The sequence below is a fragment of the Shewanella kaireitica genome, assembly GCF_023284045.1.
Classification (GTDB): Bacteria; Pseudomonadota; Gammaproteobacteria; order Enterobacterales; family Shewanellaceae; genus Shewanella; species Shewanella kaireitica.
Window position 1 is genome coordinate 14,163 of the sequence record NZ_JAKIKQ010000022.1, and the last position, 25,522, is coordinate 39,684.

General features: G+C 40.9%; 21 protein-coding genes and 1 tRNA gene. 15 read left to right on the forward strand and 7 right to left on the reverse strand.

Annotation, left to right across the window (positions count from 1 at the left end):
- Positions 1 to 101 precede the first annotated feature (101 nt).
- Positions 102 to 2,096 carry a methyl-accepting chemotaxis protein gene (locus tag L2730_RS19640; protein ID WP_248976137.1) on the forward strand — a complete coding sequence of 665 codons (1,995 nt, stop codon included), beginning with the start codon at positions 102 to 104 and terminating at the stop codon, positions 2,094 to 2,096.
- 166 nt (positions 2,097 to 2,262) lie between these two features.
- A tRNA-Ser gene (locus L2730_RS19645) sits at positions 2,263 to 2,352 on the forward strand.
- Positions 2,353 to 2,430: 78 nt separating this feature from the next.
- Here the strand turns inward: L2730_RS19645 and L2730_RS19650 are convergent.
- Positions 2,431 to 3,057 carry a sulfotransferase gene (locus L2730_RS19650; protein WP_248976138.1) on the reverse strand — a complete coding sequence of 209 codons (627 nt, stop codon included), beginning with the start codon at positions 3,055 to 3,057 and terminating at the stop codon, positions 2,431 to 2,433.
- A 55-nt stretch (positions 3,058 to 3,112) separates the two neighbouring features.
- Positions 3,113 to 4,570: a cardiolipin synthase gene (cls, locus tag L2730_RS19655; RefSeq protein WP_248976139.1), complete on the reverse strand. Its 1,458-nt coding sequence runs from the start codon at positions 4,568 to 4,570 to the stop codon at positions 3,113 to 3,115.
- Between the two features lie 163 nt (positions 4,571 to 4,733).
- Here cls and L2730_RS19660 point away from each other — a divergent pair, with 163 nt between their 5' ends.
- The 4 genes from L2730_RS19660 (at position 4,734) to L2730_RS19675 (ending at position 10,356) form a co-directional block, all read left to right on the forward strand.
- The gene (locus L2730_RS19660; protein WP_248976140.1) at positions 4,734 to 5,594 is read left to right on the forward strand and encodes an endonuclease/exonuclease/phosphatase family protein; all 861 of its coding nucleotides are present in this window, start codon (positions 4,734 to 4,736) and stop codon (positions 5,592 to 5,594) included.
- 32 nt (positions 5,595 to 5,626) lie between these two features.
- Positions 5,627 to 7,561 (forward strand): RecQ family ATP-dependent DNA helicase, encoded by a 1,935-nt coding sequence (locus L2730_RS19665; protein ID WP_248976141.1) that lies wholly within the window; start codon positions 5,627 to 5,629, stop codon positions 7,559 to 7,561.
- Between the two features lie 164 nt (positions 7,562 to 7,725).
- A complete protein-coding gene (locus L2730_RS19670; protein WP_248976142.1) occupies positions 7,726 to 9,498 on the forward strand; it encodes a DUF885 domain-containing protein in 1,773 nt (590 codons plus the stop codon).
- A gap of 177 nt (positions 9,499 to 9,675) precedes the next feature.
- Positions 9,676 to 10,356 (forward strand): response regulator transcription factor, encoded by a 681-nt coding sequence (locus L2730_RS19675; RefSeq protein ID WP_248976143.1) that lies wholly within the window; start codon positions 9,676 to 9,678, stop codon positions 10,354 to 10,356.
- A gap of 62 nt (positions 10,357 to 10,418) precedes the next feature.
- Here the strand turns inward: L2730_RS19675 and ald are convergent, their stop codons facing one another.
- On the reverse strand, positions 10,419 to 11,534 hold the full coding sequence (ald, locus tag L2730_RS19680) for an alanine dehydrogenase (RefSeq protein ID WP_220736384.1): 1,116 nt from the start codon (positions 11,532 to 11,534) through the stop codon (positions 10,419 to 10,421).
- Between the two features lie 180 nt (positions 11,535 to 11,714).
- Here ald and lrp point away from each other — a divergent pair, with 180 nt between their 5' ends.
- From lrp to L2730_RS19715, 7 genes are all read left to right on the forward strand, one after another.
- Positions 11,715 to 12,218 carry a leucine-responsive transcriptional regulator Lrp gene (gene lrp / locus L2730_RS19685; RefSeq protein ID WP_044555872.1) on the forward strand — a complete coding sequence of 168 codons (504 nt, stop codon included), beginning with the start codon at positions 11,715 to 11,717 and terminating at the stop codon, positions 12,216 to 12,218.
- Between the two features lie 193 nt (positions 12,219 to 12,411).
- A complete protein-coding gene (locus tag L2730_RS19690) occupies positions 12,412 to 14,901 on the forward strand; it encodes a DNA translocase FtsK (RefSeq protein ID WP_248976144.1) in 2,490 nt (829 codons plus the stop codon).
- A gap of 85 nt (positions 14,902 to 14,986) precedes the next feature.
- Positions 14,987 to 15,613 (forward strand): outer membrane lipoprotein periplasmic chaperone LolA, encoded by a 627-nt coding sequence (gene lolA, locus L2730_RS19695; protein ID WP_248976145.1) that lies wholly within the window; start codon positions 14,987 to 14,989, stop codon positions 15,611 to 15,613.
- Positions 15,614 to 15,622: 9 nt separating this feature from the next.
- Positions 15,623 to 16,954 (forward strand): replication-associated recombination protein A, encoded by a 1,332-nt coding sequence (locus L2730_RS19700; RefSeq protein ID WP_248976146.1) that lies wholly within the window; start codon positions 15,623 to 15,625, stop codon positions 16,952 to 16,954.
- A complete protein-coding gene (crcB, locus tag L2730_RS19705; RefSeq protein ID WP_020912683.1) occupies positions 16,947 to 17,321 on the forward strand; it encodes a fluoride efflux transporter CrcB in 375 nt (124 codons plus the stop codon). The genes L2730_RS19700 and crcB overlap by 8 nt, the downstream gene beginning before the upstream one ends.
- 18 nt (positions 17,322 to 17,339) lie before the next feature.
- The gene (gene serS, locus L2730_RS19710; protein WP_248976147.1) at positions 17,340 to 18,626 is read left to right on the forward strand and encodes a serine--tRNA ligase; all 1,287 of its coding nucleotides are present in this window, start codon (positions 17,340 to 17,342) and stop codon (positions 18,624 to 18,626) included.
- Between the two features lie 258 nt (positions 18,627 to 18,884).
- Positions 18,885 to 20,078: an amino acid aminotransferase gene (locus tag L2730_RS19715; protein WP_248976148.1), complete on the forward strand. Its 1,194-nt coding sequence runs from the start codon at positions 18,885 to 18,887 to the stop codon at positions 20,076 to 20,078.
- 42 nt (positions 20,079 to 20,120) lie between these two features.
- Here L2730_RS19715 and yvcK read toward each other — a convergent pair whose 3' ends face one another.
- Entirely contained in the window at positions 20,121 to 21,035 is a 915-nt protein-coding gene (yvcK, locus tag L2730_RS19720) for a uridine diphosphate-N-acetylglucosamine-binding protein YvcK (RefSeq protein WP_248976149.1), read from the reverse strand.
- 156 nt (positions 21,036 to 21,191) lie between these two features.
- On the opposite strand from yvcK, the gene L2730_RS19725 reads away from it, so the two are divergent.
- Positions 21,192 to 22,019 carry a glucosaminidase domain-containing protein gene (locus tag L2730_RS19725; RefSeq protein WP_248976150.1) on the forward strand — a complete coding sequence of 276 codons (828 nt, stop codon included), beginning with the start codon at positions 21,192 to 21,194 and terminating at the stop codon, positions 22,017 to 22,019.
- The gene (locus L2730_RS19730; RefSeq protein WP_248976151.1) at positions 21,997 to 22,617 is read left to right on the forward strand and encodes a DUF2987 domain-containing protein; all 621 of its coding nucleotides are present in this window, start codon (positions 21,997 to 21,999) and stop codon (positions 22,615 to 22,617) included. Before L2730_RS19725 ends, L2730_RS19730 begins: the two co-directional genes overlap by 23 nt.
- Before the next feature lie 60 nt (positions 22,618 to 22,677).
- Here the strand turns inward: L2730_RS19730 and ttcA are convergent, their stop codons facing one another.
- The 3 genes from ttcA to etrA form a co-directional block, all read right to left on the reverse strand.
- Complete coding sequence (gene ttcA / locus L2730_RS19735) at positions 22,678 to 23,616, reverse strand: tRNA 2-thiocytidine(32) synthetase TtcA (RefSeq protein ID WP_248976152.1); 939 nt, start codon at positions 23,614 to 23,616, stop codon at positions 22,678 to 22,680.
- Between the two features lie 79 nt (positions 23,617 to 23,695).
- Positions 23,696 to 24,628: a universal stress protein UspE gene (gene uspE / locus L2730_RS19740; RefSeq protein ID WP_248976153.1), complete on the reverse strand. Its 933-nt coding sequence runs from the start codon at positions 24,626 to 24,628 to the stop codon at positions 23,696 to 23,698.
- An 89-nt stretch (positions 24,629 to 24,717) separates the two neighbouring features.
- Positions 24,718 to 25,470: an electron transport transcriptional regulator EtrA gene (etrA, locus tag L2730_RS19745; protein WP_044555870.1), complete on the reverse strand. Its 753-nt coding sequence runs from the start codon at positions 25,468 to 25,470 to the stop codon at positions 24,718 to 24,720.
- Positions 25,471 to 25,522: the final 52 nt, after the last annotated feature.

Consider the following 25,522-nt stretch of genomic DNA (forward strand, 5'->3'; position numbering starts at 1 on the left):
GCAGGCTTTTTTTATGTAAATTTTATCAAACAACTGTTTACCTCATGCTTTTATCGTTTATCCTAGCCACTAATTTGATTTAACAACTTAAAGGCCCACGAATGAAATGGAATTGGCTCGGCAACCTTTCGTTAAAGCATAAATTTTTTATTGTTATCGCTCCTTCTTTATTTGCATCAATAGTCTTTGGCGGGCTTTATGCCTATGAACAATACAAGTTGACCAAGCAGTTAGATCAAGTATTAGTGTTAAGCGAACTTGCGGTCGCCAACAGTAGTTTGGTGCATGAACTGCAAAAAGAACGCGGCATGAGTGCAGGATTTATTGGCTCTAACGGCAAGGCTTTTAATGCAACATTACCTGCCCAGCAACAAGATACTGATAAACTTATTCGCACATTTAAGTTGTTTCTAGAAAGCAATACATTGCCAAATGAGTTTGCTGCTGAGATCCGTAAATCTAACACGCTTATAGGGCAAATCCCTGATGTAAGAAGACAGGTACAAGCCCTGTCTATTAGTGTTGCTGATGAAGTTGCTTTCTATACTGAATTAAACAAAGAGTTGCTAAGTATTGTCGATCTTACCGCTAAGAGAGGCGCTAATCAGCAAATAGCGATTCAGGCCGCTGCATTCTCAGCTTACTTACAGATGAAAGAGCGCGCAGGTATTGAAAGAGCGGTACTGAGCTCAACCTTTGGTAATGACACTTTTAAAACTGGCGCTTATCGCCGCTTTGTTACCCTAGTTTCGGAGCAAGAAGCGTATCAAGAACGCTTTCTAGCGTTAACAGAGCCGCAAAACTATTCTAACTACCATCAGTTGTTAAACAATCAGGCATTCAAAGAAGTTACAGATTACAGAGCGATAGGATTTGCTCAAAATCCGCAACAATTGAGCCAACAGCAACCTGAAAGATGGTTTCAGACTTCTACAAAACGAATAGAATTGTTAAGCCAGTTTGAACGACGTTTATCTAATGAGTTAATGGCAGTGACTAAGAGCAGACTCAGTCTTGCAACTAAACACCTTTATATAACGTTAACCGTATTACTTTTGGTAGCAAGTTTAGTGATTTTCGTTTCGATGTCAGTGATGCGCTTTATTCACAACAGTGTGGCAAACATTCAACAAAGTATGACTCTTGCTAGAGAAAATTTTGATTTGAGTGTCAGAATCGTTCAGAACAGCGATGATGAATTTGGATTATTAGCAAAAGCTTTTAACGGAATGATGACTGACTTTGAAAAAGTGATCGCTCATGTCAAAAACAACTCCAACGTATTATTTCAGGCAATCGAGAAGCTAGAACAGCATTCTACTCAGTTAAAAAGTGATGTACAGCTAGGACATAGCGAAGCTGAGCAGGTCGCATCCGCAATGACAGAGATGAGTGCGACTGTTGCTGAAATTGCAGAGAATGCTGAAAACGCTTCAAACGCATCAACTGAAGCTAACCTTGAAGCCCAGGAGGGCAATGATGAGGTTGGTCGTTCGAGTGTCGCTATAAGTTTATTAGCCAATGAAATTAATGATTCCGCAATCGCTTTGCAAGCGTTAGAGCAGGACATTCAGGGAATTGTTGCAGTTTCTGATGTCATTAGTGGTATTGCTGAACAAACCAATCTTTTAGCGCTAAATGCAGCTATTGAAGCCGCTCGTGCTGGTGAAATGGGGCGTGGGTTTGCAGTGGTTGCTGATGAAGTTAGAAACCTTGCGCAACGGGCTCAAACTGCAACCGGTGATATTAAAGAGATGACTGAACGCTTAAGCTCTGGTGCTAATGTTGCGGTTAATGCAATGGACCGGGGGACAAAGCAGGCAGGAGAAAGTGTTGCAGAGGCTGAGAAGGTGAGCGCTGAACTTAAAAAAATTGTAACTCATGTTGGTGTTATCGACAGCATGAATGAACAGATAGCGGCGGCGACACATGAGCAAAGCGCAGTGGCAGAGGAAGTAAACCTGAATGCACTGAAAATCAGTGAGATTTATATACAGACTCATAGCATTGCTGACGAGCTACAGTTGCTTACGAATGAGTTAGTAAACGGTTCAAACGATGTGGCGAAACAGGTTAGTAAGTTTACGCTTTCTTGATGTAATTTTGCACGCCTAGTAGGAATTTGGCTACCAAGTATGCAAACACTTAAACTAGCTACAAATACGCTTGACGCACATAAGGCTTTTGCGTAAAGTAGCGCTCCGTTGGCAGCATTAGTGCTTCTGGCTATTGTGATGATTAAACACATAAAAATAATCATTTGGTGAGCTGGCTGAGTGGCTGAAGGCGCACGCCTGGAAAGTGTGTTTAGGTTTATCCCTAACGAGAGTTCGAATCTCTCGCTCACCGCCATATACTAAAAAGCCCGTTATTGAAAGATAACGGGCTTTTTGCTGTGTTTTTATTGGCACTTCATCAATATTGAGGGTGTCAGTAACTAAAGAATTTACGTTGCTCTATACCGGCTGCATTCGAATTGACTTTATTTGGGTGCTTATATTCTTTCCAGCAAGCAACTTGCTTGCCTATATTCAAGTGCGGGAATCTCAATGGCTCATCAGTACTTACACCGATGAAGGCTAACAGCTCGCTCAAACTACTCGGTTTACTTACATCTATGCTTATTAAATCATCACGTTCTTTAAAATAGGAGTGAACTTCAAGTTTATGTTGCTGATAGCACTCTATAAGGTGTTGTTGGTTATCGGGTGTAGTGGTAGAAGATAATTTAAAGGTTTCATTAAAAGTACGTTTTAGTACTGGATTAAATACGCCTGTTTTCAAATCTAAACTGGCTGCCATTTTGTTAATTAACATCTGCATAGATGGCACCCATAGAGATAGATCCCGTTCTAAATAAACAAATTTTGAACCTGGGAATAAGTTGTCTAACTGCCGATAATCGCAAAAGCAGGGCGAGTCTGAAATTACATCTGCTAATTCAAATGCTCTTTTTGTATAAGCAGTGTGAGCGACGGTAAAACCATAGTCTAAGAGCGCCACACTAATACTGGTTGTCCCGGTTCGTGGAAGACCTATGATAAAAAGCTTGTTCATAATTTTTAACCAACGACTCTGTATACTGATAGGGGAAGCTATTGTAGTTTTGATTCTACAATAGAGGACTAAATAGGTAAAAAGTGCGCTCTGCTATCCGGTTAGCCAGCGATCTTTTAGCCCACTGTTCAGGACAAACTTTGATTGAATCTGATAGGTAACTTTGTTGAACCTTCTGCAGGTCTCGAGTAAAGATAAGGTTATCCACTGCTAATGTAACTTCAAAATTTAGCCATAAGCTGCGCATATCTAGATTAACAGTACCGATTAAACAATGGTTTGCATCGATCACTACTGACTTTGTATGTAATAAGCCACCAGTAAAGCGGTGGATATTAACGCCAGCGTCAAGGAGTTGGGTGAAAAACGCACGGCTAGCCCATTCAACCATGGTTGAGTCATTTTTATCAGGCACGATAATATCAACTTGTACTCCTCTTTGCGCTGCTATAACAAGTGCTAATTGCAGGTTTTCGCTAGGGACGAAATAGGGTGTAGTGATGACGATACTTTGTTGGGCTTGATAAATACTTTGCAATAAGACCTGATGAATGATTTCCTCTCGCATACCTGGCCCTGAAGGGATCACTTGTACCAAATCTGTTATTTCATGCTCTTTGTGTGGTAAACACTCTGGCAGTTCGGGTAAAGTACGGTCGTTGGTTTCAACTTCCCAATCCCATGCATGAATACTGTTTAAGACGGGCACAGTCGTCCCTGTGATACGCACCATTACATCGATCCACTCACCAACACCTGCATCTTGATTAAAATATTTTGGGTCGACGAGGTTCATCGAACCGGTATAAGCGATGGCATTATCTATTACCACAATTTTCCTATGCAATCGCAAATCAAGTCGGCGGAAGAACATTCTTAACGGTGAAACTTCAAGTGCTTTAACAACGTTAATTGAAGCCTTTCGTAGAGATTTTGGCCATTGGCTTTTGAAGAACATTCGACTTCCAGCGGCATCCAATAACAACTTAACTTTGATTCCTCTCGCTGCGGCATTAATCAATGCTTGCGCTACCTCATCTGCTTTCCCACCTGGCTGCCATATGTAAAACTCTAGATGGATAGATTCTTTTGCCTGATCTATATCTTCGATTAACTTATTTAAGATTTCACTTGTTTGGTTCAGTAGTGTGAGTTGGTTATCGGCAAGAGCGGGGATACCTATCTGCTTCTCGCATATTGCACTGATTGATTGACCATATAGGCTTGATACATGAGGGGTATATTGGCGTACTTTATAAAGATTAGAGAACCATATCTCATAAGGCGTAAACATTGACTGTGCGCGCTCTGCACGCTTTTTACCTAAATTTAACTCACCAAATAAAAGATAGGCAAATGCACCGCCTAATGGAACGATATATATTATCATCAACCAGGCTAAAGACACGCCAATAGCGCGCCTTTTCACGACAACTCTGACTGTGATCCCTGCAATGACTAACCAATATATAAATACGCCAGCGATGGTCAGCAGTTGATAAAATTGGTACATATTCTCTTTGATAATATAGGCCTTTGTGGAAATAGATGTATGAATTTACATTCATGATGGCAACTTGGAGATTGATACCGCTAATGTTTCTGCCACATGAGAGTAAAAGCTATTATAATGAAAAGATTACTGTAAATCTAAATTAGAAGTTGAATACATCACCATGTTTAGAATTCTCCGTAAACTGATATTATTTTCGCTATTGATAGCAACATTGGTAGCCCTTTATGTGTACCAAAGTACAGTAATTCCGCAGCAAGATACATTATTGTCCAACGATTCAAATAGCACTGATGCTGTTCAATGTTTTACCAACAAGCCAATAGAGCCGCTTGATAGCCACGGTAAACTCGATATTGCTATCTGGAATATTCATAAGCAGAAAAATAGCGGCTGGCAAAATGTGCTAAAACAGTTAACAGAGAGAACGGATCTGTTACTGCTACAGGAAGTCAGTGCTTCCGACGAATTTAAGTCATTGGTAGAAGAACAGCTCGAGGACTGGGTCATGGCAAAAGCCTTTCTATTTGCAGGTGAACCTATTGGAGTGATGAATATTTCTAAAGGTTACCCCTCAAGCGTCTGCTCTTTTAGGTATGAAGAGCCACTGATCCAATATCCAAAGTCATTATTGATATCCTATTATGAATTGTCAGACGATAGTCAGCTATTAGTGGTTAATATTCATAGTATTAATTTTGCTCTAGGTCTTGATGAATACCGTGCTCAATTGAATGTTGTGACCGAAGCGATGAAAGTGCATGCCGGCCCGATCATACTGGCGGGAGATCTAAATACTTGGAGTAATAGCCGCAATGAGTATGTTTTAACTATTGCCCATACTGCAGGATTAACAGAGGCGGTACCTAGCGTTGACTCTAGAACCCAGTTTTTCGGTAAAACACCTGACCATATCTTTTACAGAGGTTTAGAACTTGTGAAAGCGGAGTCTATCGTTACCGATAGCTCAGACCACAACCCACTAAAAGCTTACTTTCGATTGATAAAAGCAATCCCTCAGTAATTTAATACCAGCAAACATTGATAGGATAAAGCATGCACGATGCTCACGCATTACTTAAACAGTATTTCGGGTTCAATACATTTAGAGAGGGTCAGGAACAAGTCGTTAGTAATGTACTTAATGGGCTAAGCGCAGCAGCAATATTTCCCACTGGTTCTGGGAAATCGCTGTGCTATCAATTACCAGCCACAGTGCTGCCTCATTTAACATTAGTAGTGTCGCCGTTACTCGCGTTAATGCAAGATCAATTAGCGTTTCTAAAGGCCCGAGGTATTTCAGCAGCCTCAATCGATTCGACTCAAACTCCAGAGCAAGCTGCGTCAGTGCTTGATGGCGTTGCTAATGGCAGCATAAAGGTTTTGATGATCTCTGTTGAGCGGCTTAATAATGAGCGCTTTCGTCGTTTCATCGGAGAAATAGCAATATCTTTGTTAGTGGTTGATGAAGCGCATTGTATTTCAGAATGGGGGCATAATTTTAGACCGGATTATTTGAAGCTTCCTAGTTACCAAAAAGAACTTAATATTCCACAAGTATTATTGCTCACAGCAACCGCTACATCTAAAGTTATTGAGGATATGAGCAGTAAATTTGCCATTGATGTTAATTGCATTACCTTAACTGGGTTCTATAGGCCTAATTTGCACCTTAATGCGATAGGAATAGATGAAGCCAATAAGATGGATTACCTTAAAAATTGGCTAAAGGTAAGGCAGCAAGTAAGCGGTATTATTTATGTTACGCTGCAAAAAAGTGCTGAAACAGTTGCTAATTATCTTCAAAGGGAAGGGTTTAGTGTACTAGCCTACCACGCGGGAATGGACAGCGAACAACGTAAAGCAATACAAACTAAGTTTATGTCTGGTGAGGTACCAATTATTGTCGCTACTATTGCTTTCGGCATGGGAATAGATAAAAGCGATATTCGTTTTGTGGTGCATTATGATCTTCCTAAATCAATAGAAAATTATGCACAGGAGATAGGCAGGGCTGGAAGAGACGGCGGTGACTCAGAATGTTTAGTGTTAGCAAATAAAGATAACTTGAATGTGCTAGAAAATTTTGTCTACGGAGACACTCCAGAGCTAAGCGCTATTTGTAGCGTTATTGAGCAGATTAAAGTCCAAACTCAACAAAGCAATCAATGGGAGTTAATGTTAAATCAACTCTCTAGCGCATCGAATATTAGGCCATTGAGTTTAAAGACCTTACTTGTTTATCTCGAGATGCAGGGGGTTATTAAACCGAAATATAGTTATTTTGCTGAGTATAAGTATAAACTACAGACTACTTTAGCAACGCTTATGAGTAAGTTTGATCCGGAAAGACAACAATTTATTAATGCCATTATTGATACTTCAGCGAAAGCAAAAATATGGCATACCGCTGACCTTAATCAACTCGAAAACTTTTTTCCTAACAGCAGAAGCAGAGCGATTAAGGCATTAGACTACTTGGATCAAAAACAGCTGATTGAACTACAGAGCAAGCAGCTGACTCAAGTATACGACGTCGACCAGGGCAGATTGCAGGTACACGGGTTAGCCGAAAGCCTCTTTAAGCAGTTCACGACTAAAGAGGTGAGCGAAATAGCTCGAATTAACTTTTTAGTCGATTTTTTTGGCAGTAATGAGTGCCTAAGTCTGCAATTAGCACAGTATTTTTCAGATCCTCATGCTGTCGCCCCTTGCGGCAGTTGTTCAGTTTGCCTTGGACATCCCGCTCAGTTGCCTGAGCCTAAAAAACTGCAAGAGATCCAGACTTATGATTTTGATGTCATCAGTGCAGATGCTATTTCCAAGCTTAAAAAAAATTACTCAGCTATTTTACTCAGCCGATTTTTATGTGGTCTAACTACACCAATATTTACCAAGCTTAAGATGAGGCAAACTTACGGCTTTGGCAAATTTGAACAATATCGTTTCAAAGATGTACTTAATTGGGTAAAGCAGCATATAGAAAAGTAGTATCAACTTATTTAGCTTATGCATAAGGCGCATCTATTTATGCATTATGTGTAACGAAAACTTTCAGGAAAGAGTTTGTTAATGTAAAACATTTTAGAACATGCTTTACTTACTTCGCATTTATCGCGACACAGATCGCGAGAAACAATAATTAAGGGATATTAATGAAAAAAGCCGCACTTACACTTGCTATCGCATTATCAATAACAGGCCTCACAGCTTGTCAAAGCCAAACGACGGTAGAAGCTAGCTCTATAGAGTTGTCTGAACAGAGTTTGAATTTTCAGGCGTTTAGTCAACAGTTTATTGATGACTTGTGGGTTGAATCACCGACCTGGGCTTTGTACAGCGGCTTCCATAAATATGATGGCGTGCTTAAAGTCCCTAATGAGCAAGCTCGTCAAGCAACCTTGAGCTTTGTTAACAAGCAGTCGGCTTTACTAGCCAGTTTCGACACTGCAAGCTTACCTGCCAGTTTGCTTACTGATTATCGCTTAATTGAAAACCTCATTGGTGAAATGCGTTGGAATATCGAGACATTTAAGTCATGGCAATGGAACCCATCTAGTTACAACGTATCTGGCGGGTTTGCTCAAATCATTAATGAAGACTTCGCTCCACTTGACGAGCGTCTTATTTCAGTATTGTCAAGAATGGAAAATGTTCCTGCTTATTATGCGGCCGCTAGAGAAAACATAAGTAACCCAACTCTTGAGCATACTCAACTTGCGATAATGCAGAATGAAGGCGCTTTTTCTGTTTTTAACAATGATTTATTAGACAAGGTAATCGCATCCAATTTATCAAATGCTCAAAAAGCTCTGTTTGTAACCCGTTTCAACAAAGTCACTATCGCTATCAATGAACATATAGATTGGCTTAAGGCGCTTGAAACTAAGTTAAATAAAGAAGGTGCACGTAGCTTTAGGATTGGAGAAGAGTTGTATGAGCAGAAGTTTGCTTTCGACATACAAGCAGGAATGAGTGGTAAAGCGTTATACAAAAAGGCGCTTGCGGACAAAACTCGAGTCCAAGCAGAAATGAGCAAAATAACTGAAAAATTATGGCCAACCTATTTCAATACGGCTATGCCGACTGATAGCAAGGTTGCGATTAAACAGTTGATCGATAAATTGTCTGCCAAGCATGTTAAACGCGATGACTTTGTTGATGAAGTTAGAGCACAAATTCCTGAGTTGATCGCTTTTGTTAATGAAAAGCAACTCGTCACTCTTGATCCAAATAAGCCTTTAGTTGTACGTGAGACACCCGCCTATATGCGCGGTTATGCGGGTGCATCGATTAGTGCTCCAGGGCCTTATGAAAAGTCAGGCAATACGTATTACAACGTTACTCCTCTAGATGGGATGAGCGAAGAGTCTGCAGAAAGCTACCTTAGAGAGTATAACCATTGGATTTTGCAAGTGCTCAATATTCACGAAGCAATACCTGGCCATTACACTCAATTAGTCTATTCAAATGAATCTCCAAGTTTAATTAAAAGCCTATTTGGTAACGGTGCAATGGTCGAAGGTTGGGCTGTGTACACAGAGCGCATGATGCTCGAAGAGGGGTATGGTGACTTTGAGCCAGAAATGTGGCTGATGTATTACAAATGGAATTTGCGCGTTATCTGTAACACTATTCTAGATTACAGTATTCAAGTTAATGGAATGACTGAAGATCAAGCCTTGGACTTAATGATGAATGAAGCGTTCCAGCAACAAGCAGAAGCCCAAGGTAAGTGGCGTCGAGCAACATTAAGCCAAGTACAATTAACCAGTTATTACTCTGGTTATCGTGAAATATATGACTTTAGAGAAGAGTATAAAGCGTTGAAAGGGGAAGATTTTGACCTTAAAGCTTTCCATGAAGAGTTCTTGAGTTACGGTAGTGCACCCGTTAAATATATTAGGGAACTCATGCTAGCAAAATAGGTGTTTAATAAGACCATTTAGAACTACATTTTTGCTAAAAAGCCAGTAACCAAAGGTTACTGGCTTTTTAGTTTAAAGTAATTGAACTAATGTGAAGTAATCAAAGGATTTGTACTAGCATATTAAGTAGACTTGGTGTAATCTTAATGATAATAGTTCGCATTTAGATTCTTGAAAATGAAAAATGTACTCGTTGTTGATGATGATCTTGTTTTACAAAGCCTTTTAAAGAGTGGCTTAGAAGCTGAGGGCTACGTTGTATCGTTGGCCTCGAATGGCTTTGAAGCACTTGAAAAATTGAAATGCTCGCCAGTGGACGTCATCATTTTAGATATAAATATGCCAACACTAGATGGTATTGAAATGCTTAAACTTCGTAAAGATAAAACCCCCGTCATTGTTATTTCATCGTTAGATACAGAGCAAGATAGGGTTAATGTATTTGAATTAGGCGCCGATGATTTCCTGAGTAAACCGTTTAGTCAACGTGAGCTGTTGGTAAGAATAAATGCGATTAAGCGAAGAATTGCTTTAGTTAGAAATGAAAATCATCTCAATGATGAATTTGCGATGGATGTGTTATTTGATGATAGCAGTTACAGTGTTTCAATATCTGCTAAAGAAGTCTCCTTCACTCAAACCGAGTTTAAGCTGTTTAAGTACCTATTTGAACGTAAGGGCAATGTAGTCGCTAAAGATGAACTACAACTCAGAGTATTGCAAAAGGAGTTAGGTCAATTTGACCGTAATCTAGATATGCATATAAGTAATACACGAAGGAAACTTGCAGCCACTCAGTTACCTAAATCTTTAATTAATACTGTAAGAGGTAAAGGCTACAGTTTCGCAGAACAGTAACTTAGCCTTGAATCAAAAAAGGGAGCAATTAGCTCCCTTTTTTAATGTCTAAATTTAATTGACTATTTTAGCAAGATAGTTGGGTCTACAAACTCAAGATTTAGTGCTTCTGCAACTTCAGCGCAAGTGATCTTACCGTGCATAACGTTCAAACCGTTTAACAGGTGTTTGTCTTGCAGTAATGCTTCGCGGTAACCAAGCTGTGCCAGCTTGATAATGTAAGGTAACGTTGCATTATTCAGAGCAAATGTAGAAGTACGTGCTACTGCACCTGGCATGTTCGCCACACAGTAGTGAACCACTTCGTCGACGATATACGTTGGATCTTGGTGTGTAGTTGCATGTGATGTTTCAATACAGCCACCTTGGTCAATAGCAACGTCTACAATTGCAGAACCAGGCTTCATTGCGGCAATATGTTCCTTGGTAACCAACTTAGGTGCGGCTGCACCTGGAACCAATACACCACCAATGACAAGGTCCGCTTCAAGCACGTGCTTTTCGATTGCATCAGCAGTAGAATAGATTGCTTTAACTTTATTATCGAACTGTGCATTAAGGCGACGAAGCGCATCAATACTACGATCAAGGATGACAACGTCTGCACCAAGGCCGACAGCCATTTGTGCTGCGTTTGTGCCAACCATACCGCCACCAATAATGACGACTTTTGCTGGTTCAACGCCCGGAACACCACCAAGTAGCATACCGCGTCCGCCCATAGACTTCTCAAGTGCCATAGCACCGGCTTGAATTGACATACGACCAGCAACTTCCGACATTGGTGCAAGTAGTGGTAGAGTACCGCGGTCATCGGTAACAGTTTCATAAGCAATACAAACAGAACCACTTTTAACAAGGTCTTCTGTTTGTGGTAAGTCTGGCGCTAGGTGTAGGTAGGTAAATAGAAGTTGATCTTCTCTTAACATTGCGCGTTCAACGGCTTGAGGCTCTTTCACTTTTACTATCATTTCTGATTGTGCAAAAACTTCAGCAGCGGTAGCTAGGATTTTAGCACCTACGTTTATATAATCTTCGTCTGAAAAACCAATGCCAGAGCCAGCATTTGTTTCAATAAAAACCTCATGACCACGTAGAGTCAATTCACGAACACTAGAAGGAACCATGCCTACACGATATTCGTGGTTTTTGATTTCTTTTGGAACACCAATAATCATCTTAGAGCCTCAATTTCGCATAAAAACCCATTTTCTATGGGTGTAATTGTTATTTTAAATAGCCTGAACGTGAATGTTTCAGGGAAATCTAGTATAGTATTCCTTCGGCAGTTTATGCTGCTGAAGTTTATCTAAACACAGTGTTTTATTTGGTTATAGATGCAATTCAAGGTTATAAATATGGTTAATAATAAAAAGAGTCCTATAAAAGACTTAGATCGTATAGATCGAAATATACTCAACGAGTTACAAATTGATGGACGTATTTCGAATGTCGAGCTATCGAAGCGTGTAGGGCTGAGTCCCACTCCTTGTCTAGAAAGAGTTAAAAGGCTTGAAAAACAAGGGTATATCAAAGGATATACAGCATTAGTTAATCCCCATTATTTGGGTGCATCATTACTCGTGTTTGTTGAAATCACACTAAATCGAGACACCGCCGAAGTATTTGATAAGTTTAATAATGCTGTGCAACTACTTGATGATATTCAGGAATGTCATTTAGTTTCAGGCGATTTCGACTACTTATTGAAAACTCGTGTTTCTGATATGTCTGCCTATAGACGTTTATTAGGGGAAACCTTACTAAAATTACCTTCAGTCTCTGACACCCGCACATATGTGGTGATGGAAGAGGTTAAGCAAACTAATCGTGTAGCTATCAATACTATCTCAGATATGTAGTTTCGTTGTTTTATCGTACAAGAAGGGAGTCAGTCGACTCCCTTTTTTTATACAAAATACAATTGATACAAAATGATGCAAAGTATTCATGTGAATATTTATTCATTTATTGAGAGTCATCCCAAACGCTGCAAAACGAACTGATTTCTGGTATCTTACTGACATTATCGTCTTTTTTATTGTAGGTTTGCGATTGTCTAAGGCAAATAGTGTAAAAACCCTTTCTGGCGTACAGCGACTATTAGAAGGTAGTCTGATCATTTGTTGCATGATTGCAACTTACATACTTATCGCATTGAGTAGTTTTAATGCATCCGATCCAGGCTGGAGTCAATCAAATTTTGATGGAGACATACAAAATCTAACTGGTGCAGTAGGTGCTTGGCTAGCTGATGTGCTGTTTTACATATTTGGCTATACCGCTTATATCATTCCAATCATTATTGCGCTTACCGGTTGGTTGTTGTTTAAACGAACCCATAAACTGCTAGAGATAGATTACTTTTCGGTCGGCCTTAGGCTTATAGGCTTTTTACTGATTGTGTTTAGCTTAGCTGCTCTAGGAAGCATGAATGCCAATGGGTTATATGAATTCTCGGCAGGTGGCGTTGCTGGTGATGTTATTGGCCAGGCGATGCTGCCTTACTTCAACCAGTTAGGCACAACCTTGCTTTTATTGTGTTTCGTTGGAGCTGGCTTTACCTTACTTACTGGCATCAGCTGGTTAACTGTTATCGACATGACTGGATTCGCTACCTTATGGTGCTTTAAGGCACTACGCGAACTCCCCGCTAGACTCACTCCTGAAAAAGAGGAGACTGAAGACACTCGAGGGTTCTTATCAGTCGTGGAGCGCTTTCGAGAAAAACGCAGTAGAGAGCAGGCAGAAGAAGGGCGTCAAGATGATGAAGAGTATGTTGAAGATAAAAACGAACAGGTCCAACCCCATAAGGAACCGCGTATTGAACCGCAGTTGACGCAATCTGAATTGCCGCAAGAACCTACAATACAGGCGCCTTGGGTAAGCGACAATATAGATGAACTCGAGGCAATTGATTTCGATTCAAAAGAATCAATTGGCGCTGTTAATGCCAGCAAGCGCATTAAAGATGATAAAGCAAAAATTGTTGACGGCATTGTTATTCTTCCTGGCCAAGAAGAGCAAGCACTGACAACTCCGATGGAACCGTTACCAAGTATCTCTTTACTCGATGTACCCAATCGCCAAAGTAATCCAATAAGCCAAGAAGAGTTAGAACAGGTCGGCAAACTAGTTGAAGTCAAGCTTGCTGATTTTAATATTACCGCCAAAGTTGTTGGCGTATTTCCAGGACCGGTCATTACCCGCTTTGAGCTTGAGTTAGCACCGGGAGTCAAAGCATCAAAAATTACTAACCTGTCGAAAGACCTAGCGCGCTCATTACTCGCTGAGAATGTTCGAGTCGTAGAAGTTATCCCTGGCAAAGCTTATGTCGGGTTGGAATTACCGAATAAATTCCGTGAAACGGTATTTATGCGCGACGTTCTCGACTGTAAAGAGTTCAGAGATAACCCATCCCATTTGAGCATGGTGTTGGGCGCAGACATTGGTGGTAAACCTGTTATTGTCGATTTAGGGAAAATGCCGCACCTATTAGTTGCTGGTACAACAGGTTCTGGTAAATCAGTCGGTGTAAACGTAATGATCACCAGCCTGTTATATAAATCAGGCCCTGATGATGTCCGCTTTATTATGATTGATCCTAAAATGTTAGAACTATCAGTTTATGAAGGGATCCCTCATTTATTATGTGAAGTCGTTACCGACATGAAAGAAGCAGCAAATTCACTGCGCTGGTGTGTAGGAGAGATGGAACGTCGATATAAATTGATGTCAGCGCTCGGTGTACGAAATCTTAAAGGCTACAATGCTAAAATAAAACAAGCGAAAGAGTCTGGTGAACCGATTTATGATCCGCTTTGGAAGTCATCGGACAGTATGGAGCCTGAAGCGCCAGAGCTGGACAAGTTGCCTTCTATCGTCGTAGTCGTGGATGAATTTGCTGATATGATGATGATAGTCGGTAAAAAAGTTGAAGAACTTATCGCGCGTATCGCACAAAAAGCACGTGCTGCTGGTATCCATTTAATACTTGCGACACAAAGACCATCAGTAGATGTCATTACAGGCTTGATTAAAGCAAACATTCCGACACGTATGGCGTTCCAAGTATCATCACGTATTGATTCTCGTACGATTCTCGACCAGCAGGGCGCGGAGACATTATTGGGTATGGGCGATATGCTTTATCTGCCTCCAGGTACCAGTGTTCCTAGCCGTGTCCATGGGGCATTTATTGATGATCATGAAGTCCATAAAGTCGTGGCAGATTGGCACGCACGTGGAAAGCCTCAATATATTGAAGATATTCTGCAAGGCTCTGCAGAAGGTGAGCAGGTCCTGCTCCCTGGTGAAGCGAGTGAATCAGATGAAGATACCGATGCGCTATATGATGAAGCCGTTGCGTTTGTCACTCAAACACGTCGAGGCTCAATCTCGAGCGTGCAACGCAAATTTAAAATTGGTTATAACCGCGCAGCAAGGATCATTGAACAGATGGAACTTCAAGGTGTGGTTAGTGCCCAAGGACATAACGGTAATAGAGAAGTATTAGCACCGCCACCGCCTAAAGTCTTTGATTAAATCTTGATATATAATGCTGTTGTTTGTAGAACAAATAGCAAAGTCAAAATCAGTGTTGGTTATTTGCCAACCCGGAGAGATAGATATGAATAAACTGATCGCTATAGCGATTGCAAGCTTACCTCTTTTAACCCACTTTTCGGCTCAAGCAGATGCGTCAGAGCAGTTAAAAGTTAAGCTTGCTGAAATAGATAACTTAAAGGCCAATTTTAGTCAGACTGTTACAGATATAAACGACAAAGTCATTCAGACTGGCGAAGGTGTTTTTGCACTTGCTCAGCCAAACCAATTCTACTGGCACCTGACTGCTCCTGATGAATCTTTGATTGTTGCCGATGGCACTGATGTATGGATCTATAATCCATTTAACGAAGAGGTGTCTGTAATGGATGTAAATCAAGCCATCAGTGCATCGCCTATCGCTTTACTTGTGCATGATGATGCCAAAACCTGGGCACAGTATAAAGTGTCTAATACCGAAAAGTGCTTTGCAATCAGCCCAATAGATAAAGATGCTGGTGTATCTGAAGTTGAAGTTTGTTTTAATGAAACAACGTTAACGCAAATGGTCTTAAAAGATCAGCAGGGTAATACCAGTAACTTCTCGCTTTCTGAACAGACTACACTGGATAAAAGTGAGAAAAATTTGTTTAAATTTGTTGTTCCTGAAGACGTTGATATCGACGACCAACGTTTAAAGTCACCTAATTAAGAGTATTTCGTGAGCAGTTTTAGTTTTGATTTCGCTCCAGATTTTCGTCCGCTTGCAGCAAGAATGCGCCCTGAGACATTGCCGCAATATATTGGGCAACAGCATTTATTGGGAGAAGGGCAGCCATTAAGGCAAGCTTTAGAAGCCGGTAGAGCTCACTCTATGATGTTCTGGGGGCCGCCTGGTACTGGAAAAACTACTTTAGCAGAACTTGTCGCCAATTACGCTAATGCCCACGTTGAGCGAATTTCAGCCGTGACCTCTGGCGTTAAAGAGATCCGCAGTGCAATTGAACACGCAAAAAGCGTGGCTCAGTCAAGAGGGCAGCGAACGTTACTTTTTGTCGATGAGGTGCATCGTTTTAATAAGAGTCAACAAGATGCTTTCTTGCCATTTATTGAAGATGGCACAGTGATCTTTATTGGCGCGACGACTGAAAACCCTTCATTTGAAATAAACAATGCTTTGTTATCTCGTGCGCGTGTTTATCTTATCAAACAGCTCACGATCGAGGAGATCTGTCAGATAACTCAGCAAGCTTTATTGGATGAGGAAAGAGGGCTAGGTAAGCGTAAGCTGATTTTACCGCCTGATGTGGCCATAAAATTGGCGAAAGTTTGTGATGGTGATGCCCGCAAAGCACTTAACCTTATTGAGCTTATTAGTGACATGCTCAAAGATGGCGAAGTTTTTACTGAAGAGATGATCGTTCAGGTAGCAGGACAGCAACTTGCAGGTTTTGATAAAAATGGTGACCAGTATTATGATTTAATTTCTGCAGTCCACAAATCAATACGAGGATCAGATCCTGATGCAGCGCTATATTGGTATTGTCGAATGCTTGAAGGTGGCTGCGACCCGCTTTATATCGGTAGGCGTTTATTAGCCATTGCATCTGAGGATATCGGCAATGCAGATCCAAATGCAATGACCGTAGCGGTTAATGCATGGGAGTGCTTTCACAGAGTTGGGCCGTCGGAAGGTGAGCGAGCGATAGCACAAGCAGTACTTTATTTAGCCAGCGCACCCAAGAGCAATGCTGTTTACACTGCCTTTAAAGCAGCACGCCAATTAGCTAGAGAGACAGCGAATGAAAGCGTGCCTGAGCATTTACGCAATGCACCAACTAAACTGATGCAGGATATTGGTTATGGTGAAGGCTATCGCTATGCCCATGATGAACCAAATGCATATGCAGATGGCGAAGTCTATTTGCCTAAATCGATTGCTGGAAGTCAGTTTTACTTTCCAACTGAACGTGGATTTGAAAAACGTATAAAAGAGAAATTGGCAAATTTAGCCGAGCTTGATCTTAAAAGTAAGGTGAAAAGATATGAATAATGTCCTTTTTGTTGCGCTAGGTGGCTCTATTGGTGCAGTTTTACGCTATCTTATCTCAATATTGATGCTTCAGGTATTTGGTAGTGGTTTCCCTTTTGGTACACTAATGGTCAATATTTTGGGTTCATTCTTAATGGGCGTGGTTTACGCTCTTGGACAAGTCAGTGAAGTGAGCCCGGAAATAAAAGCATTTATTGGTGTGGGTATGTTAGGTGCCCTTACTACGTTTTCAACTTTTTCCAATGAGTCACTGTTGTTGATGCAGGAAGGTTATTTGGTCAAAGCGATTTTGAATGTTGTTGTCAATGTCGGCGTGTGCATATTCGTCGTCTATTTAGGGCAGCAATTGGTATTTTCTCGTTATTAACTATTAAGATAATAAGACATGTTAGATCCAAAATTTTTGCGTAATGAATTAGAAGTAACCGCTGAACGTCTAGCCACTCGTGGTTTTATTTTAGATGTCGATCGTTTAGGAAAGTTAGAAGAAAAGCGCAAGTCGCTGCAAGTTAGTACTGAAGAATTACAAGCTTCCCGCAATGCTATCTCTAAATCTATCGGCCAAGCAAAAGCTAAAGGTGAAGATGTTGCACCGATAATGGCAAAGGTTGGCACGTTAGGTGCTGAACTCGATGCAAAAAAAGTTGAGTTAGCAGCACTTTTAGAAGAATTGAATGCCATTGCTATGAGTGTACCCAACTTACCAGATGAATCAGCACCCATCGGTGCTGATGAATCAGAGAACGTTGAAATACGTCGCTGGGGTACACCTAAAGAATTCAATTTTGAAGTTAAAGACCACGTAGAACTTGGTGAAACACTCGGTGGTCTTGATTTTAAAAATGCAGTAAAACTTACCGGTTCTCGGTTTATCATAATGAAAGGTCAAATAGCACGCATGCACCGTGCTTTAGCACAGTTTATGCTAGACCTACATACGACAGAGCACGGTTACACTGAAGCTTATGTCCCTCTGCTAGTAAACGAAGATAGTTTGTTAGGTACAGGGCAGCTTCCCAAGTTTGGTGAAGATCTATTCCATACCAAACCAGCGACAGAAGAGGGTCAAGGTTTAAGCTTGATCCCAACGGCTGAAGTGCCACTGACGAATATTGCTCGCGATTCAATTATTGATGAAGATGACTTGCCTGTCATGATGACAGCGCACACGCCGTGTTTCCGTAGTGAAGCAGGCTCTTATGGCCGTGATACCCGTGGCCTTATTCGTCAACACCAGTTTGATAAAGTTGAACTAGTACAGCTAGTTAAGCCTGAAGACTCTATGCAAGCACTTGAAGAGTTAACAGGCCATGCAGAAACTGTTTTGCAGAAGCTAGGTTTACCATACCGCACGGTAGTACTGTGTACTGGCGATATGGGCTTTGGCGCGGCTAAAACGTTTGATATTGAAGTTTGGCTACCAGCCCAAGATACATTCAGAGAGATCTCTTCATGTAGTAACATGCAGGACTTCCAATCTCGTCGTATGCAAGCTCGATTTAAAGCTAAATCAGCTAAGAAGCCAAGCTTACTTCATACTTTGAATGGTTCTGGCTTAGCTGTAGGGCGTACTTTGGTCGCAGTGCTAGAAAACTATCAAAATGAAGACGGTTCTATCACTGTACCTGAAGTATTACGTGGATACATGGGCGGCTTAGAAACAATCGGCTAAGTCGATTGCCATTGAATAAGCCTCTACTTCTGTAGAGGCTTTTTTTATCTGAAATTTGCTAGTCAAAGCCATTATCAAATGTTGGTTTTTTTGTTGGTTATATTGAATATTATTTAAAAATTGCGCAGCAAGATTAAGTAATGTAAGTCAAATCTACAAACTTTGCTTTTAGTCAACAAAACTCACTTTCTACAGAGCGACTTCAGTGGTATAACTACAGCCGAACCCCCTACAAAAACTCTATTTAGGAAAGCAGTCATGATATTTTCCCAGGTTGAACTTGCCCCAGCCGATCCAATTCTAGGCCTTACTGATGCGTTTAAAGCCGATACTCGTGAGGATAAAGTCAATTTAGGCGTTGGGATCTATAAAGATGAATCTGGAAAAACCCCCATCCTAAAAGCTGTTAAATTAGCTGAAGAAAAGTTGCTAGCGACAGAAATGAGCAAGAGCTATTTAGGCATGGAAGGTGTCGAAGCTTATAACCGCGCAGTGCAAACCTTACTGTTTGGCGCTGATCATACTGTCGTTAACAATGCTCGAGCGTTAACTGCACAGGCACCAGGAGGGACAGGTTCTCTTCGAGTAGCTGCAGAGTTTTTAGTTCGCCAAACTAAGGCCGATACGATTTGGGTCAGTAATCCTACATGGGCTAATCACCATAATATTTTTAATACCGCAGGCTTGAAAACTCAGTCATACGGCTACTATAAAGCAGAAACTCATGGTCTAGACTTTGATGCAATGCTAACCGATCTACAAGGCGCTAAAGAGGGCGACCTGGTGTTATTGCATGGCTGCTGTCATAACCCAACTGGCATTGATTTAAATAAACAGCAATGGCAGCAAATAGGCGAGCTTTGCTTAAGCAAATCATTAGTACCGCTATTCGACTTTGCTTATCAAGGCTTTGGCGCTGGTGTAGAAGAAGATGCGGAAGGTCTTCGTATCGTCGCCAGCATTGTTCCAGAGTTAATCGTTGCTAATTCATTCTCTAAAAACTTTGGCCTATACAATGAACGTATAGGCGCAATTACAGTTGTAGCTGGAAATGATGCAGAAGCGGTTAATGCGTTTAGCCAGATAAAAAGCACCATTCGTGCATCATACTCAAACCCTCCTGCACATGGTGCCCTAATCGTTAGTACCATTTTAGAAGATGACTCTTTAAAGCAGATGTGGCAGCAAGAGTTAAAACAGATGAGAGAACGTATCGCTGAGATGCGCGCGCTATTTGTTAAATCTCTTAAAGAGAGTGGCGTAAGTCAAGATTTTAGCTTTATTTCTACTCAAAATGGTATGTTTAGTTTTTCTGGATTAAACAAAGATCAAGTGTCTCGATTGAAAAATGAATTTGGTGTTTATATTGTCGGTTCTGGGCGCATTAGTGTGGCTGGAATGACTAAAACAAACATGCCAATCATCTGTAAGGCAATTGCTGCTGTTATATAGATATTAGCCAGTTAATAAAAAAGGACCCTTAGGGTCCTTTTTTTATGAGCTCTTTAGCTGAGAAAGTTTATCAGGCATCATTTGTGCTAATGCTGTAGCTAAGGCTCTTTTGTCATGCAAACCGCGGTGATGGCTACTTCTTAAGGGGAAGTAGCTGATATAACCGTCTTGAGATGGCGTATCAGCGTGCCGTAATACTTTATCTACAATCTTAAGTCCCAGCACCTGATGACACCAATCTAATTTTTGCGCTAAACCACAATTAGCTATCGGTGAAGGCTCTTCGGTTAAATTATCGATTAATATCACTTCAGCATTAGATTCAGCTAGTGCTTTGGCTATTTTAGGCAGTAGTAACGGTGGCATAATACTGGTTAAGAAGCTACCTGGCCCGAGTATAATAATGTCAGCTTCCCTTATTGCCTCACAAGCTTCACAGGTGGCTTGAACTAAAGGGTCAAGAGATAAGGCAATCGGGGTATCTTCCATTTTATCGACATTGATTTCACCAAAAACACTTCGCCCACATGCTTCCATAGCGACAAGGTGAGTAGGCTCTTCAGACATTGGTATTAATCGTGTTTCAATATTCAAAAACTGGCGTACTAAATTGATAGCTTCAAGAGGCCTAACGCAAAGCTCATCTAATGCTGTGAGCATTAAATTGCCCAGATTGTGACCATTGAGCTCGCTTTCACCATTAAAGCGGTACTCGAACATCAATGAGCCAACTGATGGTTTTTTAGAAAGTTGAGTAAGGCAATTACGTAGATCGCCCCAAGCTATGCAGTCTTTTTCCGCGCGCAATCTTCCCGTCGAACCGCCATTGTCCGTAGTAGCGACAATCCCTGTTAATTTCGGACCAAGAAATGACAATGTTGATAATACGCGCCCTAAACCATGGCCGCCACCAATGGCAACAACATGTTGATACTGATTGAGTGCATTGTTCTTCATAAGGGTCTCCTTCCTGAATACCCAGGTATTTTAATTCTTATTGGCATTATAACGACTTAAACAGAATTTTTCGCAATGAAATCTGATCCCAGCTGTCATATAATACAAAATTAGATAATTAGACTTAACATATTTTGTATTTTTAGAGGATGTGCAGTGAAGACAGGTAAAGTGGGTTTGTTTACCATCGCTTTTGGCGTTGTTATAGGTGGTTTTTTACTTGTTAGGCTAACACTTATCCCCGAACAAGAGAGTGAGAACTCCCGACTAGGTAAAGCAATTAAGAACTCTGCTATCGAGAGTAAGGTGCCTAACTTTAGCGAGATTAAAGATATTAAAGCAAAAAAGAACGCTTTTTTTGATTTTCTTCGTCCATCAGTCAAGCACCAAAATGCAGTTATCAAAGCTGAACGCGAGTTTCTACTCGGTATAAAGTCACAGATAGAAAATGATACAAATCTGACTGATGCTGACGAATTCCGTTTACAACAAATTGCTGAAAAGTACCAATACACCTCAAGGCGCATTAATAGCAACACGATTGATAAATTACTGGTTCGAGTTGATGTCGTCCCTGAGCAAATGGTTTTAATTCAAGCTGCCAATGAAACCGGTTGGGGTAGTTCTCGTTTTGCTAGGGAGGGCCTTAACTTCTTCGGTCAGTGGTGCTTTAGAAAGGGGTGTGGATTAGTACCGCAATCACGTACAACGGGTTTATCACATGAAGTCGCTGTGTTCAAAACAGTAGAAGACTCAGTTGCTTCTTATATGCGCAACTTAAACTCCAATGCTGCTTACTCCGTGTTTAGGTCTATTCGTGCTGATATGCGCGCAGATAACCAAGTGCCTACTGCAGAAAAACTAGTGTATGGCTTAGTTAATTATTCAGAAAGACAAGAAGCTTATATCGATGAGTTACTTGAAATGTTACGTCAAAATCAACCATATTTAGTGGACAAAAATGAAAAAACACCTGCTGCTTAGCCTTATTATTCTAAGTTGTTCAGCGGTACACGCTGAACCTATATCACTAGAGTATCAAGGGTTCTATCAACGCCTTAAACAAGTTAACAAGGGCAATTACCAACTTGTTGAAGTTGCTTTTTCTGTGTCAAAAGCTAATGACTGTAAAGTGATAGATGGCACCATCACCACAGAGAAAGAATCCTACCCACTGACAATAACTCAAGATCAAAGAATATTTTTGCCTTACGATGTAAAGTTAAAGTCAGATAGAGCTTTGATCAACCTTAATGTAGATGGTGACGCCAAATCTTGTGCCATCGCGATGCAGGTTAGAGCCAAAACAACAAAAATTGCTTATGACAGATCAGAGTTATTGCAAATACAGACTGAAATGGATGCTCTATTAAGCCAGATGCAGGGATTTCCTATGCGTTACTTCTCATCAGACATCGCGGGCCTTAACCTAGAGTTCGGTACTGATGTCGTCATGACTTTAGATGGAAAGCAGATACCAGTAAATGGTACTTATCGGCTAGAAAGGAACGTAATTGAACAGTTAAAATCTATTGAGTTTACTCAGGCGCCTAAGGTTATTAGTCCCTGGACTGCTAACTAGTAACGATTGCAGTAACAAAAAGCCCTCTTAATTGAGGGCTTTTTAATTGAGAAAACCTGATTAGCTGTTAGGGCTATAAGTACTGACTACATCGATGCGGGCGGCTTTATCTAAATCGATGTGGCCGTTGTTAGCAATATCAACAAAGTCAAAAGCCGGTAGGTCGGATTCAGCTACATCACCTTTTAAAGGCGCATCAGCATTTCGCTCTAATGCCAAGAAATCAAATTTATCTCTATCGACACCTTGAGATGGCGCTGTATTTTGCATCGCTGTAAATATTGTCTCTATACGGCCAGGGAAATCTCTATCCCACTGAACTAACATCTCTTTTACCGCTGCTCGTTTAAGGTTTTCCTGTGAGCCACACAGGTTACAAGGGATAATAGGGAACTGCTTTAATTCAGCATATTCAGCAATATCTTTCTCACGACTATAGGCAAGAGGGCGTATGACCATGTTGGCTCCGTCGTCAGATAACAGCTTTGGCGGCATTGCTTTCATTTTACCTGCAAAGAACATGTTCAAAAACATAGTTTCAATGATGTCATCTCTATGATGGCCAAGAGCAATTTTAGTTGCGCCAATTTTTTGAGCGAAGCCATATAGAGTGCCACGACGTAGGCGTGAGCATAATGAACAGGTAGTCTTACCTTTAGGGATTTTATCTTTTACGATTGAGTAAGTATCTTTTTCTAAGATATGGTATGCCACGCCGAGCGTATCAAGATAAGCTGGCAAGATCTCTTCAGGGAACCCTGGTTGCTTTTGGTCAAGATTAACAGCGACTATCTCAAATTTAATCGGAGCACGTTGCTGAAGGTTTACCAGAATATCGAGCATAGCATAACTGTCTTTACCGCCTGATAAGCAGCACATGACACGATCGCCTTCTTCGATCATGTTGTAATCGCCAATTGCTTTGCCAACCTCAGAGCGCAAACGCTTCTGTAGTTTATTGCTTCGAGAGATCTGTTCTGGTGTTAATTCTTCGGACATAAAAAAACGCGCCTAGTACACAAATGTTCAGGGCGCGTATTATTCCAGCTAATCAGCTCTGGGTAAAGCCTATTAGCAGTTATGCGTCATCTAGAGGAGATTTATAGCCGTCTGGTTTGACGGCGAGTAGATCACAGTTAATGCTGTCGATAACATGTTCTGCAGTATTTCCTATTAAAGCAGCTGAGATTCCTGTTCTACCCACAGTACCTAAAATAACCAGTTCCGCATCGAGTTTTTCAGCAAGTTCAGGAATAACATCTTCAGGCAAACCTTCTCTCACATGGCAGAAATCAGAAGAAATATCATAGGCATTCGCGAGGTAGGTAATACGCTCTTCGTGCTGATTACGAATGGTTTCACTGTAAGAATGTGAATCAAAATCCGGTAGCTCAATAGCAAGGTTAACTGGCGTGCCAGGGTAACCATTGACAAGGTGGACCTGTGCATCAAATTGTTTAGCGAGCTTTTTAGCATGCTTAATTATTTTGACGTTTAGTGATTGATTTGTTTCATCCTCAGAGCTTACATTAATTGCACAAACTATTTTTCCTGCCACCGGCCAGTCATGATCTTTGACCAGTAATACTGGTACTGGTGCCTTTCTTAAAAGATGCCAATCTGTAGGGGTAAATATCACTGATTTGAGCTTGTCATGCTCGTGAGTCCCTTTAACGATAACATCATATTGGCCACTAATAGCGTGTTGAATAATGCTCTCAAAAGGACGGTTGTGCCAAACAACTTCAGTTTCAATCGCAACGTTTTCAGTCTTAAACGGTTCAACAATATCATCCAACCAAGCTTTACGCTGTGCCACTACGCCTTCGCGCATGGCTTCGCGCTCTTGTCCTGACAAGATCGATGTCATTTCATAAGAGAAATCAAAGATAGATAAAAAGACGGTAATACTCGCATTGTTTGCAGAAGCGAGCTTAACGGCGCGAGCTAATGCAGCTTGTTTATCTGTGGTCGGATCAACCACAACAAGGAGTTTTTGATAGTCCATCATAACTTTATCCTTATCTAATGTTGTATTACCATCTTGCACCAAATCGATGGATATTCATTGTTTTAGATCAACTGAGTAGTCGAAATACATTATCGTGCAATATTACTATTTCCAGCTAAATTACTCAAAGCGTCAATATCTAGGATAGTAATATATTTACCTTTCACTTCAATCAGTTCAGCTTTTTGGAAACGACCTAATAAACGACTGATGGTTTCAACGGTTAGCCCTAGATAATTACCGATATCCCCACGTGTCATGGTTAAGCGAAACTCTCTTGGAGAAAAGCCTCGGCTGCCAAATCGCTTTGCAAGGTTGCTAATAAATGCTGCTAATCTTTCTTCAGCATTTTTCTTACTTAACAATAGAATCATCTCTTGATCACTTTGGATCTCGTTACTCATCAAACGCATCACTTGCTGTCTGAGCTTTGGCATTTTACCGGTAAGGTCATCAAGTGTTGTGTAGGGGATCTCGCAAACCATTGAGGTTTCTAAAGCTTGTGCAAAGCTTTGATGGAATTGTGAATGAATTCCATCAAATCCTATAACGTCACCAGCTAAATGAAAGCCTGTGATCTGCTCGTCACCTTGCTCGGTGATGGTATAGCTTTTAATAGTGCCAGAGCGAATGGCAAACAGGGATTTAAGTGGGTCACCTGACTTGAAAATTGCCTCGCCTTTTTGAATAGGTTTTTTACGTTCAATTATTTCGTCTAATTGATCTAATTCATTAGCATTCAGCGTGAAAGGGATACACAAGGTACCCATGCTGCAATCATGACAATGAATCGCACAGCCTGATGCCATTTGACGACGATTTTTGTTGTTATCTACGCTCATTATCTATCTCAGTTCTGTATTCACTTGCTATGTTAAACTAATTTAATAATTG